The 13,633-nt window shown below is 40.2% G+C and carries 12 protein-coding genes and 1 pseudogene; 5 read left to right on the top strand and 8 right to left on the bottom strand.

Annotated features, from left to right (window positions below; all coding sequences use genetic code 11):
• Positions 1–60 precede the first annotated feature (60 nt).
• The 6 genes from MSHOH_RS05315 to MSHOH_RS05295 all read right to left on the bottom strand — a co-directional run bounded on the left by MSHOH_RS05315 (position 61) and on the right by MSHOH_RS05295 (position 5,369).
• Positions 61–1,032, bottom strand: a complete 972-nt coding sequence (locus MSHOH_RS05315) for a permease (protein WP_048137945.1) — start codon at positions 1,030–1,032, stop codon at positions 61–63.
• Between the two features lie 362 nt (positions 1,033–1,394).
• Positions 1,395–1,697 (bottom strand): ArsR/SmtB family transcription factor, encoded by a 303-nt coding sequence (locus tag MSHOH_RS05310; protein WP_239451235.1) that lies wholly within the window; start codon positions 1,695–1,697, stop codon positions 1,395–1,397.
• A 315-nt stretch (positions 1,698–2,012) separates the two neighbouring features.
• Complete coding sequence (locus MSHOH_RS05305; protein WP_048137943.1) at positions 2,013–2,567, bottom strand: thioredoxin family protein; 555 nt, start codon at positions 2,565–2,567, stop codon at positions 2,013–2,015.
• A 153-nt stretch (positions 2,568–2,720) separates the two neighbouring features.
• Entirely contained in the window at positions 2,721–3,068 is a 348-nt protein-coding gene (locus tag MSHOH_RS05300) for a carboxymuconolactone decarboxylase family protein (protein WP_048137942.1), read from the bottom strand.
• 193 nt (positions 3,069–3,261) lie between these two features.
• Complete coding sequence (locus MSHOH_RS23485; protein WP_158024059.1) at positions 3,262–3,411, bottom strand: hypothetical protein; 150 nt, start codon at positions 3,409–3,411, stop codon at positions 3,262–3,264.
• Positions 3,412–3,872: 461 nt separating this feature from the next.
• A complete protein-coding gene (locus MSHOH_RS05295) occupies positions 3,873–5,369 on the bottom strand; it encodes a DUF4139 domain-containing protein (RefSeq protein WP_048137941.1) in 1,497 nt (498 codons plus the stop codon).
• A gap of 758 nt (positions 5,370–6,127) precedes the next feature.
• Here MSHOH_RS05295 and MSHOH_RS05290 point away from each other — a divergent pair.
• A pseudogene (locus tag MSHOH_RS05290) lies at positions 6,128–7,308 on the top strand (IS256 family transposase).
• 378 nt (positions 7,309–7,686) lie between these two features.
• On the opposite strand, the gene MSHOH_RS05285 reads toward MSHOH_RS05290, so the two are convergent.
• Both MSHOH_RS05285 and MSHOH_RS05280 read right to left on the bottom strand, forming a co-directional pair.
• Positions 7,687–9,276, bottom strand: coding sequence for an MAST domain-containing protein (locus MSHOH_RS05285; RefSeq protein WP_239451234.1), 1,590 nt, complete (start codon positions 9,274–9,276; stop codon positions 7,687–7,689).
• A gap of 368 nt (positions 9,277–9,644) precedes the next feature.
• Positions 9,645–9,908, bottom strand: a complete 264-nt coding sequence (locus MSHOH_RS05280; protein WP_048137939.1) for a hypothetical protein — start codon at positions 9,906–9,908, stop codon at positions 9,645–9,647.
• Positions 9,909–10,252: 344 nt separating this feature from the next.
• Between MSHOH_RS05280 and modA the strand changes: the two genes are divergently transcribed.
• The 4 genes from modA (at position 10,253) to MSHOH_RS05260 (ending at position 13,466) form a co-directional block, all read left to right on the top strand.
• Positions 10,253–11,080, top strand: coding sequence for a molybdate ABC transporter substrate-binding protein (gene modA, locus MSHOH_RS05275; RefSeq protein ID WP_048137938.1), 828 nt, complete (start codon positions 10,253–10,255; stop codon positions 11,078–11,080).
• Between the two features lie 18 nt (positions 11,081–11,098).
• Positions 11,099–11,776, top strand: a complete 678-nt coding sequence (gene modB / locus MSHOH_RS05270) for a molybdate ABC transporter permease subunit (protein WP_048137936.1) — start codon at positions 11,099–11,101, stop codon at positions 11,774–11,776.
• Positions 11,773–12,909 carry an ABC transporter ATP-binding protein gene (locus MSHOH_RS05265; protein WP_052730727.1) on the top strand — a complete coding sequence of 379 codons (1,137 nt, stop codon included), beginning with the start codon at positions 11,773–11,775 and terminating at the stop codon, positions 12,907–12,909. The genes modB and MSHOH_RS05265 overlap by 4 nt, the downstream gene beginning before the upstream one ends.
• 92 nt (positions 12,910–13,001) lie before the next feature.
• Complete coding sequence (locus tag MSHOH_RS05260; protein ID WP_052730726.1) at positions 13,002–13,466, top strand: TroA family protein; 465 nt, start codon at positions 13,002–13,004, stop codon at positions 13,464–13,466.
• The last annotated feature ends 167 nt before the right edge of the window (positions 13,467–13,633 follow it).

Raw genomic sequence — 13,633 nt, 5'->3', positions numbered from 1 at the left:
TTTCATTTTATCTCCTCTGTTCTTTTATATTAACTTTATATTGCTTCCTTTGCATACGAATTATAGCAGCAAATTGAATAGATACCCTGTAAAGATAATCGATACAGCAACGATTGAGACAAAAATCGCGATCAGTTCTTTTTTCAGCACCTTTTTGAGGATAATCATCTCAGGCAGGGAGACGGCAGTAACCGACATAAGAAATGCTAGAGAGGTTCCTATCGGGAGTCCTTTTCCGATCAGGCTTTCGACTATAGGGATCATGCCCATAACATTTGAGTAAAGAGGCACGCCAATGAGGACGGCAATCGGCACTGCAAGCAGGTTGTCTTCACCTGCGTATTTTTCGAGAATGCCTTCAGGGGCATATCCATGGAAAACACCTCCTATGCTCACTCCTATTATTACGTAGATCCATACCTTTCCCACAATATCCTTTACGCCTTCAAAGGCATTGCCTGCCCTTTCCTTTATTCTTATTTTTTCAGGTTCGGTGTTCTGCTGTCCCACTTTTATTTTATAGACAAAATCTTCTACATACCTTTCCAGCTTCAAAAACCCAATCAGATAGCCTCCCAGAACGCCCAGCACAATTCCTGACACAACATAGATAATTGTTGCCTTAAAGCCGAGAGTTGCCCAGAGCACGGCGACTGCCGCTTCATTTACCAGAGGAGAGGTGATCAGAAAAGAAAAAGTAACCCCAAGTGGCACTCCGGCTTCCACAAACCCGATAAAAAGGAGTACTGAAGAGCATGAACAAAACGGCGAGACTGTCCCAATAAGAGAGGCTAGAAAATGATATCGAAGCCCTTTCTTACCTCCCAGAGCCCTTCTGGTTTTTTCAGGGGTTATGTAGGTCCTGATGTATGAGATCACAAAAATCATCATACTCAGCAGGACGAAAATTTTCATTACATCGTAAATGATAAAGTTGACACTGGCTGCAAGATGAGTTTCAGGTGCAATCCCAAAAACTCCATAGGTCAGTTTGTCAGCAATCCATTGAAGGAGATAGAATATGTCAACCATTTTGGAATCCTTCTTTGATACCTTTTTTATTTTCTTTTTTAGTATACCTTTCAGTTCTTAATTATATCAATATATATTGATATGATAATTATAAGATATAATGTTATCGGTAAAAGGTTGAAAATTGTTCCCTGTTTAATATAGGAGTGTTTGTATGTGGGATATCAAAAAAGTCATTCAGATAAATTTCCTGAAATCATTAATTTTGCATTGATTGCTGGGAAAAAGAATAGAGTAAAAAAACCTGCCAGCCTTTGAAAGGATGCGGTTACTAAGTTAGTAGCTTATAGTACTTTTTTACCTTTTACATCTACTTTTCAGGTCAGAAAGCTATAAATTCCAACTGGATAGCGGCACAAAAATCATTCTTCAAGGATTTCCAAAACCTTTCTAACTTTGTTATTGTTTATGGAATATAGCCTCATCTTTCCTTCTTTCCTTACTTTAATGATGCCCCAATCCTGCAACTTTGCAAGGTGCATTGAAGTATTGGACTGGGTCTTACCAATAAGTTCCGGAATCTCACAGGCGCAAAGTTCGCCCTTATGGCTACCACATCTTTCTTCCTTGCATTTGCTTTCAGCTTCGAGGAGAGCCTTGATAATTCTGTATCTTGTATCTTCGCTTAGGGCCTTGAAAAGCTGCATATTTTCTTCATCAATCATATCAACAACCATTGAATTTAAAAAATATATATACTTTTCTAAAGCCATAATTTTCTAAAGCCAAAAGTTGAACTTGCTGTTAATAATTAAAGAGGAGACCCTGGATTGAATAATTCTCATTATTTTTAAATAATTTGGGTTATTTCGTTATTCTAAGGTTTCTATCTTTTATCTTCTTAGTCTATAATTGGGAAAGTATAATCTGATGATTAACCTTGAAACCTGCAAGGTACGTGGTTTTGGTTACGTATTTTTTCGGGCAGCCTTCAAGAGCTATTTTAATGCTTTAATGGAAGAAAATCGGAAAACATAAGTTTACTCCTCTATACTTCTGAATTCGATAGCTTTCTCAAGAGTTTGTGAAAGGGTTTCTTTATCGGCAGCACCCAGGAACCTTGCACTTGCCCTTTCCGAACTTTTGCTTCCGTCCGGCCGCATGTACATATATTTGCCGTCCTCGATGCCTGCAATAATACAGGTATCGGGAATGACCCTTACTCCGAACGTTGCTGCAAATTCGGGGTGTTCCTTGATATCAATAAGCATGATTGAAGCAGAATTCTGATACATCGGAAGAAGCTCTGAAAGCACTTCTTCCTGCTCTTGACAGGGAATGCAGCCCTTAGACCCAAGCTTCAGCACAACAGGCCCTTTATTAAGAGCTTGGTCAATTTGACTCAGATTCGTGACCTCGACCAATTCTGCCTCACTAGCGGAATTATTAACGTTCGCTGTAGTTTCAACAGGGTCTGTCTCATCACCGGAACCATTAATATCCGTGCAACCTGAGCTGAAGAAAATTAAGAAAAAAATAGCTGAAATGGAAAAAGAAATTTGGTTTTTACCTTGTATTCTATGCAATCGTTTCACAATAATTCTCCTGATCATCGGTTTTGTTTTATATGATATCAAAAAATGATTGTAGGGATCAAGATATGTTGATATATTCAAACATGATAAACAAGATAAATATCTTGTCCAGATCACACAGATGCAGAAAAATTTGAAAATAACATGCAAATATTAATCCTCACAGCAACAGCAGCAATCTTCTTCTTTCTCGTCCTTATCCTTCTCAAAAATTTTGTTGTATACATTTTCCTCATATACGTTTGTCCATCCTATCTGTGAACCCGCAGCAACAAACATTGCAACTGAAATCGCTTCTGCGAGCTCTTCCTTTGTCGCTCCTGCAACAACGGCTCTTTGAGAATGCGTATCAACGCAAAACTGACAGCGCATAAGGACTGAGGAAGCAACAGCGATTAATTCTTTTGTTTTGAGATCCAGAAAAGCGTCTTTAAAAATGGAATTTCTCATCTTTCCGAAAGCTTCAGCGGTTTCAGGTAGCATTTCATTTAAAAATGATATATTAATACCTCCTGTTTAAAAGAAATATTATGACTGGTTAGTCGTGAATAATTATTGAAATGAGTTCAAATAAAGAGGAAATTCTGTGTTTATAGGCTAATAAAAGATTTATAGACTAATAAAAGAGAGCCAGAATTATTTATCAAACGGTTGGTTAGAAGTTACGAGATTTTTAGGTATCTTATGATTTTTTTTAATGACCCGGTCTTCTGCAGAAAGCAAAGTTCCATTGCATACTACTTCCCCGATTTTCAGGCTTGTGCGTATACAGTAAATCTTCTTCATCATCAGGATTATTTTCAGGATTCTCTTCTGCCGGTACTGCGTCAGTCTCTTTATTCATATTCAATCTCCTTGTTCTATTGAATATTTAGAAGCATGATTAAAATATGGATTCAAATTTTAAAAATCCGGATGGCGGGTATCAAGAATAATTGATACAAAAGAAAGAGTTAGCAAAGGAAACCTGAAAGATTGAAGAATATCATGGAGGATAAAATAGTCTTTGAAGTAGAACGCTGTCAGGCAAGGAGAAATAATGTGTGAAGAGCACATATGGTGACAATAAGAGAATTTCTGAGATTTGAAATGCAGAGAATAAAATGTTACGCGGTTCGAAACAAAGTGAAGCATTGCAAGAAATGCTGTTAATCAATTATAGAAAAGCAAAAAATGCTTTAGCATGAAAATCACAGAAATACAAAAGTTGCCTGCAAAACAGGCAACTACGTAAGTTCTAAGATTTTTACTTCATATTCAACCTTCAACTTTTCCTCTGCAGAACCCCGATTAAAGGCATTGTTCTTAAAATCGATTCTCCACGGTATAGGTAATTGTTTTCGTCCCATTTGCAGGAACCGTTACTCTGAATTCAATGGTAAAAGCATCGGTTTTTTCATACTCGTCCGAACTTTCCAGAATCTCCCAGTCTCCATAAAGATGTTCCACCACAGTAACAGGCTGAGGTTCAGATCTGCTGTTGTTAATTTCGATTTCATAACTGACCCTTTCTACGTTATCGCTGATATGCTGGTACTCTGTCTGGTTTCGTGTGACCGTAAGGTCAAAGGCTGAACCCACAGCCACTTTCAGCTCCTCACCTTCAGGAGTATGTTCTATACTGTCTTCACCCAGAAACTGCAGTTCTCCTGCAGAGTCGGCTTTATAAACCCTTGCCAAACCTGCCGGAAGAGACATTCCAAGCCCGGTTTCATTTGAGTTTTCAAGAGTAAGGAAAACCCTGACTCTCTCCCCCAGAGCACTGTCATAGATAAGCTCCTTATCTACGGGCACGGAGTCCGCAGAGAAAAGTGAGATCTGTTTTTCCTGGTTGTTATTAAGAGTTGCCGGCCTGTCAAGGGTATAGAGATGATACTCGGAAAGGGTTTCTCGGGTAAAGGAAGGTGCAGCCTGATCTTCAGCTACTGCTGCTTCTTCCGCACGTTCGGCCAGAGGTTGCACCGGCGGAGATACGCGATTTATTTCCCCTGAGACAAGTTTCAAAGTTGCATTCTCATAAGTAATGCCTGCACTGTTGTCAATGTTTACCCAGCCCCTTATATCAGCCTGCGTGTCATCCTCATTGCTTTTCAGGATGTAATTTGCTTTCCAGCCTATCCCTTCTGTCAGGTAGGAAGTGAGAAGTTCACGAGTCCCGGAAACAGGAGAGTAGATCTGCCAGACAATAGTCGGCTTTGTTGAAAGCTCGGAGGCGTTCTGCAGCTCTATCTTTGCCATCTCCCTGATAACTACAGCTTCACCTGTCTCGGTCTCAAGGACTAATCCTTCTCCTTCATGGCTCAGCAGCCTCCCAGTATAAGTCTCACCGTTTACGCCTGCTACTGTAATCTCTCTGCCGAGATATTTTTCAAGCAAACTGGAGCTGCTCAGGAGGTCATACTCATAATTCTGTTCAAGGATAGTAACTTCGTCATTTTCAGGGTCTTCTACCATAACCGATGCAGGGATAATTCCGGAAGCAATGTCAGTATATTCCACACGGTTCTCCCCACTTTCAAGTTCAATTTCCCTCCTTTCTTTTACAAGAGCAAGTTCCTGTTCATAGATGGTAAGCTCAAGATCCCTATTGGTTTCAACGGTTCCTGAAGCCATAATTCCGAGAGGGTTTACAGTCGAGGTTTCAACAGAAATTCCCGAGTCCGATCCGGTATGATTTCCTTCACTGCCGGATGCGTTTGCCTGAGCAATTCCTTCAGGGTGTAGAGGCATATAAGCTGAAAAAAGTAATATAAACCCTGTAAGCCCTATAATTAACCATAAAAAGTGTTTCTTCACTCCCATAGTATAATTATTGGAGTTCAGATTTATATATACATGATTTTATAGAAAAGTTTGAGAAGATGCTTCTCCCGAATTACGTCATTTAGAGGTTATAGAGTTAGCTGAGTTGCAGAAAACTGAAAGAAGTAAATTCGAATACTTCGACCCATGCAAGGTTATTTGCTACACCAAACCATTCTTGTCACGCTCGACGAAGGAGAGCGGCCAGTCCATAAAGGAAGAGAAGAAAGAAGAATGAAAAAGTTAAAAATAAAAGTTAGAGAATAAATAGAAATCGGAGGGAACAATAACAAACCAGTAATATTGCTAGAAAACAATATTAAAAACAGCAAAAAATCTGAGAAGACTTAAAAGAGATAGGACTGAACTATACTTGAAAGATACTTTTCTCTACAATCTATTTTTATTATTTTGCTAATTTTTCAAATTTCTTCTGCTTTTTGGGTAGGGCCGCCAGACAAGCTGGCGGAGGTTTGTGATACCAAGTGATTTAAAAAACCCCTTCGGTGATAAGAGGATATTTTTCTGACCCATACAACATTATTCACTATACTAAACGATTCTTGTCACGCTTGACGAAGGAGAGCGGCCTTTCCCGCAAGAAAGAGAAAAAAGAAGAAAATTGACAAATAACAACCCTTTTCTACGTTTACCATTTTTTTGTTGTATTTTCAAACTTTCTTTTCCTGCTTTTTTTCTTCTATTTTATTTCTCTCAATTTCTTTCTGGCAGTGTACCGAAAGTTCTGTAAAATATGATTGACTCTATATCCTTTTCCTTTCACCACAAAAAAAACAGGATGCAGAGTCAATGGTTAATGTCGTCTCATTTATAAAAGATTATCTTTTCGATCAGGAAGATGGAATTCGCCAGTTAATTACCTGGTTTTTAAACCTTGTAATGGAGGAGGAAGCCCTCCTCCAATCTGGTGCAAAACGTTATGAGAGGACTGATTCTCGCAAAGCCAGTAGAAACGGTTACAAACCCCGTACTCTCCTGACCAAGTATGGAGAACTTGAATTATTAAAACCTCAGTTCCGTGAGTTTCCCTTTGAAACAGAGGTTTTTGAGAAGTATTCAAGAGTTGAAAAGGCCATTTTAGCTGCCGTGAGTGAATCTTATCTCCAAGGTGTTTCCACCCGAAGGGTGGATAAGATCATGACTGCTTTAGGAGTAGAGGGAATCTCAGCCTCTTCTGTTTCCAGGATTACTAAAGAACTTGATCAAAAGGTTGAAGAGTTCTTATCAAAGCCAATAGAACACGAAATTCCTTATCTGTTTATCGATGCGACTTATCTCAAAGTGAGAGATGGACTTCACTATGAAAATAAAGCTCTTTTCATAGTTGCCCGGAGTCAGGGACGACGGTTATCGTGAGATTCTTGGAGCAAGATTAGCAGACAGTGAAGACTCTCTATTCTGGCAAGATCTATTCGAAGACCTTAAAGTAAGAGGGTTAAGAGGTGTCAAGTTAATTGTTTCTGATGGTCATAAAGGAATACAAAAAGCAGTTAGAGAGTCCTTTGTTGGATCAAGCTGGCAAATGTGTCATGTCCATCTGATAAGACAAGCCCTAAAAAAGGTTCCAAAAAAGAAGCAAAAAGAAGTAGCAGATAAAATAAAAGAAGCATTGGTAGACCGTCAGAAGTTACAGGAATTGATTAGAGAACTGGATAAAATGGGATATAAAAGCGCAGCTGATACACTTGAAAGTTTCCAGTATGATGTAATGAATTATATGCAGTTTCCACAGAGTCATTGGAGAAGAATAAGGACAACAAATATCATGGAGAGAACTAACAAGGAGATAAAAAGAAGAACTAAGGTAGTAGGGGCATTCCCGAGTCAGGAATCAGTATTGAGACTCCGAGTCTCAATACTGATTGATATTAATGAAGAGTGGATTACAGGAAATAAGTATTTAATAATGGAACAGTAATCAAAAAAGAAGAGGAAAAAGGTATAGAGAATTTTACAGAAATTCAGGCACACTGCCTTCTTTCTTCTCTTTCTTTTTACCCGGTCACCAGCCAAGCTGCAGATACGTTATGTATTTACCTGGATAAAAACGGGCTTCAGGTGAAAGGAAGTATTAATTTGACTGACAGGCTTCCCTGATCAATCCAGTGCTGAGCAATGAGAAAAACCGAAAAACTTCCGTCCCGGATTCCGGAATGATAAAAAAGTTGATTAGAGACCAAAGATTAAAAAAATAGAAAAACTGAAAAATAAAAGAGATGATGCAAAGTTTTGAATCCAATTAACTCTGCATCCAATTTTTCCAGTGATACTAAACTTAAAGACTGGGAAAGACTACTTATTTCCTGCGTTTCAGCCTGTACGAGGAAGCCAGCAACGCAACTCCAAATCCGAACTCAAAAGCTGGCGTAGGTTTAGCCTCACCTTCCTCCTCAGTAGCTCCCTCTTCCCCTGTTTCTTCTCCACTTTCTTCCCCTGCTTCGGGCTCCAGGTCAATTATAATTTCGCGCTCCGAAAATTCAGGAATATATACGGCCATGGTGGCGGTTTCGTTTTCCTGCACTAAATAACAGAGCGGACGGGTTCCGCCAGCAAAGAGTTCATCTATGTTTTCTGCTCTTTCAATTACCTGCCCATCAATGCGAAGCCTGATACGGTCGGGGTTAGAAAGGTTGATGGTTTCGTTGTCCACGTTTACGGTAATGACCCTGCCCTCAGAAAGGTTCGAATCCACCCCTAGCACTATACGGTCTCTATCCCTGTCCCTGATATGTACACCAATGGAAGTGTAGTTCACAACGGAGGAATTATTTCCGCCTGCACGGAGAGCGATTTCAGCTCCTACTCTACCGCGGGCAATTTCCCGGTTAAGTACCTGGTGCATGTATGCAGCATGAGAACCGTAACTGTACCCGGTCTGCATGAGAGAGGGGTTCATTGGAGTTGCTCGGAACATGACAACGCTATTGTTTACAAGAGTAACCGTTACCTGGTCACCCGAAACCTCAACATCAAGCCCTTCCAGTGGCTCGTCATCAGTAACCGTAGCAAGATAATTCTTGAAGACAATAAGGGACCCTTCAAAGTTATTTTTGGTTATATTTACAATAATTGCATTACCCAGCTCATGAGAAAGTTCGGCATCCACGTTTGCTTCTGTCCCTTCTGAGAGATTAAAATCAACGGTTTTGTTGGCAAAAGCCATGATCTGCATGACCCCCATAGGGTTGTCATGAAGTAAAATCCGGCTGTTTTCCCCATAATAAATAGCTGTTGCCCCTGCAACCTGTTCTTCCTTAAAGACAAAATCGGAGATCGTTACCGAATCGAAAATCTGGTCCCCATTGACTGCAAAGTTGCTGACTTCGCCTATATCGGCATCAAAACTGAAGGTCGTATAGTTTCCGTATGCAAAGCGTCCATGATGCATGAAATACATTCCCTGTCCCATGCCTCGCATGTTCTGTATGGCCTGCTGGCGCATAAGAAGTCTCTGCCTGGCGTTGAGAGAAGTTGGCGTCTGCTGCATGTTCGTGACCATGTAGCTCGCAATTTCCTGCCCTGAGACTCCGTACTGCTCTTCGACTTCCAGAACTGTAAGGTTCGTGTCCATGTCTTCCGGAAGATTGAGGTCAGAGAGAGCAGTTTCAACCGGAACTCCGAAATTATTGCAGACTTCTTCGAAAGTTATTGATCCGAAGCCTGCAAATCTGCTGTCGTACCGGTCAAACCCGTAACCATTCATCATACCCTGGCCCATTCCCGGACCCATTCCCGGACTCATTCCCTGGCCCATCCCCCGGCCCATACCATCAATGTTTCCACCCTGCCCCATCTGGGCAAGAGCAGGAGATACTCCCAGGGCCACAATCAAAAGTGCACAAAATACAGATAGATCTAAACGTTTCATTTTCAACTTTACTTTCATCTTCACCACCCACAGACAAATAAATTGTCAATGACCTGTCCAGCTTAAAAAATAAAAAGCTGAAAATAATCAAAAAATAAAGAACCAAAACAGTTGATTATATGAGTTAATCTTATAAAATGCCTTATACTGAAGACCTATCATAGTGAAGGTTCTTGTAACGGAGACTCTGGTAACAAAGTCCAGATTCTTCAGAGCTCGGAAAGAAAACAATGGGGTTTAAAGATGAGTTTTGTTCCCGAAGTTTACCGGCTGCCTAGAGTATTATCAGCAGCCAAAAACTTATGCAAACATATTCTGTCTTTCTTCACTTTTACTTTAGATTTTTTTCTTTGATTTTCTTAAAAAGCTGTTTTAAAGTATCTTCATTACTTTTTGAAAAGCAGAGGGCGTTTCGCTGAGACAAGGATATCAGCAGCTTTCTCAAGGGTTTCGTCCCAGGAAATAGGTGTTAATTTTCCTTCAAGCCTTATAAGAGGCTGCCTGAACCTCTGTGAACTTTTAATCACCTTAAATCTGACATTTCCTATCTTACATACATTTTTAGCTTCGATTGTTCCGTTCCTGAATTCAACCTGAATATCGTCGCAAGCAGCCCCACAGGCAGAACAGATTATGTTTTTGGAGAACATAATCACAGCTCTCAGTATTAACTTTCAAAACTATATTTTCGACATTCTTTTCCAGAAAAGTCAGATAATGTATAGCGGTGTAGATCTGCAGAGTGTGGATTTATCTTATCTCAATAGTCTTGAGAAGTGACTTCACTTATTTCACAATTATTTGGACTCTACTCTCTAAAAATTTAGCTCCGAATAATAGCAAATTCGGGAATCTTCTTATACTATAAAAATACAAAAGGATCGTTGTGTTTTAATAAACATAACGGCTTATCATGAAATCATATTAAGTAATTAAGAGAAAAAAATTGTGGAGAAAAACAAAATAGTGATTTGTATTTTGCGCAGGTGAAACTATGAAAAAAGAACTGGTAGTTCTGTTAGTATTATTAGGTGTATTCCTTACAATAGGATGTACTGATAATGGAAGCGAAGCTACAAACGAAACTGGTACTCCCACAGCAGAAACTCAGGTTTCTGAGCAGGAGTCTGAGATTATGGTTTCTGCAGCTGCCAGCCTTACCGAAGCTTTTACGGATATGGAATCACAGTTTGAGACTGAAAACCCTAACATAGACGTGAATTTCAACTTTGGAAGTTCAGGGAATCTGCGTACGCAAATAGAAGGAGGAGCTCCGGTTGATGTTTTTGCTTCGGCTGACCAGAAAAACATGGACACACTTGCCGGAAAGGAACTGATAGATAATAGTACAAGGAAAGACTTTGCCCGGAACTCCCTTGTGCTCATAGTCCCTGCAAGCAGTACCCTCAACATAACCGGAATAGAAGACCTGACCTCCCCCGAAGTTGAGAGAATCACAATTGGAAATCCTGACACTGTTCCTGTAGGAAACTATACACGCACTGTATTGACTGAAGCAGATTTATGGAATCAGACGGAAAACAAGTTTGTACTTGGAGAAGACGTCAAACAGGTTCTTACATACGTTGAAAGAGGAGAAGTAGACGCAGGTTTTGTGTACATGACTGACGCAAAGACTGCAGACACAGGAACGATAAAAATCGTCGCCATTGTGCCTGTAAGTATCCCTATTAGCTATCCGATAGCTGTGGTTTCTGCTTCTGAAAACAAAGAAGAGGCACAGGCATTCCTGGATTACGTAACAGGAGAAGAAGGACAGGAAATACTGGAAGAATACGGATTTACTTCCGGATCCAAATAAAATCATTAACTAAAAGATATGATCTCCATGCTTGACAAGATATGGTTTCCTTTATCCCTCACGCTCTGGATAGTAACCATATCGTCCATTTTCGTACTATGCAGCGGTGTAACCATAGCCTATGTGTTTGCAAGGCGTGAATTCCGGGGAAAAGGACTTTTGGAGTTGCTCATAACTCTCCCCCTTGTCCTTCCCCCTACAGTAATCGGTTACATTCTTGTGATTCTGGTGGGAAGAAACGGGTTTTTAGGCCAATTGATTTTTGATGTTATGGGGAGAGGGATAATGTTTACCTGGCAGGCAGCAGTTATTGCAGCTTATACGGTTTCTCTTCCCCTGATGGTATATACAGCAAAAGCAGCCATTGAAGCAGTGGACAGGGAAATTGAGTATGCTGCCTATATCCTTGGAAAAAGTGAACTTGAGACTGCTCTGCAAATAACACTCCCTCTTGCAAAAAAAGGAGTACTTGCAGGGCTGATACTCAGTTTTGCCAGGGCCATTGGAGAATTCGGAGCAACCCTCATGCTGGCAGGAAATATTCCGGGAAAAACGAACACTATGTCTGTTTCAATATACAGCGCATTTCAGGCAGGAAATAACGAACTTGCCCAGGTACTGGTTTTAATCCTGGTATTTATGTCTCTGCTGACCATCGCACTGACTGGCAGATTCGCAGGAAAATTAGAGGTATGAGATTGGGCGTTAAAGTTGACCTTAAAAAACGGTATAGTGAAGCTGAAGTCAAGAGGAAAAAAAGTATTAAGAAAGCTTTTACGCTGGATGTCAGCTTTGAAATGGAAAACGAACTTGTTGTACTTTTTGGGCCTTCGGGATCAGGAAAAACCACATTGTTTAAGTGCATTTCAGGAATCACGGAACCTGATAGTGGAAAAATAACTGTCGGAAATAAAGTTTATTTCTACAAAGACCAGAAAATTGATCTGCCCATCCAGAAACGCAACCTTGGATATGTGTTTCAGAATTATACACTCTTTCCTCATATGAACGTTAGAAAAAACATAGAATGCGGTCTCAAAGGTTGGGAAAAAGAGGAAAGGGGAGTAAGGGTTATGGAAAAGCTGAACCTTCTCCATATTGAGGAACTGGAAAAACGTTATCCTTCTCAACTTTCAGGTGGGCAGAAGCAGAGGGTAGCTCTGGCAAGAGCCTTGGCTCCCAAACCGGGAATTCTTCTTCTTGATGAACCCTTTTCCGCACTTGATATGGAAATAAGAACAGAACTTGCCGATAAAATAAAAAACTTGCAAAACAAGATTGGAATACCGTTGTTGTTCATAACCCACAACCTTGAAGAAGCTTTCCTGCTGGCCGACAGAATTCTTATCTTATATGAGGGGAAAGTTCAGCAGTTCGGAACCCCGGAGGAAATCTTCTATCATCCTGAAAACCTGCATGTGGCAGAACTCATTGGCATATCAAACATTTTTGACGATGCTTATGTGGAAGAACATGGTGAAGAGTCAAAAAGAACAGTGCTAAAAAGCGGAGACATGAAAATAAAAATAAAATCCCCGAATTTCAAAGCAGGAGATAAAGTTTCCTGGGGAATCCACCCTGAGAACATAACTCTTCTTCGAGCTGACTCCGGTTCTGAAGATCAGGAAGAAAACATTTATTCTGCACATGTGAACAGCATTATAAATAAAGGACCTAAAAAAAGAATTACCCTTAAACTTGTCAAACGCAACAAAAGCCGGACTGCAGAAGTGCCTGCGCAGTTTGTTGATTCCCTGGAGCTGCATGAAGGTGGTTTATGTCTGGTTAGACTTGAGACGAGTAAAGTAGTGGCATTTAAGAATTTTTAATGAAAGATCATAAAAACTCAGCAATTGTTAAAAAACGTATCTTGCAACATCACACATACATCACACATATTTTTGCAGGATAAAACACCGATATGCATGATATTCTTCCTAACATAACAACTAAACAATCAAAAGTGTGTCAGGTATTTCTATGCACGGATGGAAAAATTAATGAAGCTATAGAACGCAGGCAGGAAAGTCTCGGCAGCATTCCTGTGGTGGCTATTAATGATTCTATTCTCTTTGTAACACAATCCGATCCTACTATCGAATATGTGGGCAAGTTGCTTAACTGTGGAACACAGGCAGAAAAGCTGATCAAGTTCCGCAGTTCAATCCTCAATGAAATCAACAGCAATGCAAAAGACATTCCCGAAGATGAAAAAGTACGGGTTTACTGTGCCGAAGGTCCTAAAGGTCTGATGACCGACCCTTCAGGCTCACAACACTCCCAGGTAATTGAGATCTGCGGAGGTATAAACGTTGCCGACTGCCCCCTTACACCCGGAACCGGCATGACTCAGGTCTCAGTAGAGCAGGTTATGGACTGGAACTGAGTATCGATTTCATGTAATAAGGCCAAAATTTAAGGCAGCTTTTTGGTGCAAAATCGATAGCCTTCAGGCAAGAAAATTCCTTAACCGATGACCAATGAAGAGCATTTCAGTTTTCGGAAGAAATGGATACTAATTTTGTACCTCAAATATGTATAGTCTATATATTA

Origin of the sequence: Methanosarcina horonobensis HB-1 = JCM 15518, from assembly GCF_000970285.1 — an archaeon.
Classification (GTDB): domain Archaea; phylum Halobacteriota; class Methanosarcinia; order Methanosarcinales; family Methanosarcinaceae; genus Methanosarcina; species Methanosarcina horonobensis.
Note: the sequence above shows the minus strand (reverse complement) of the source record. Positions and strands in the feature narration are given on the sequence as shown.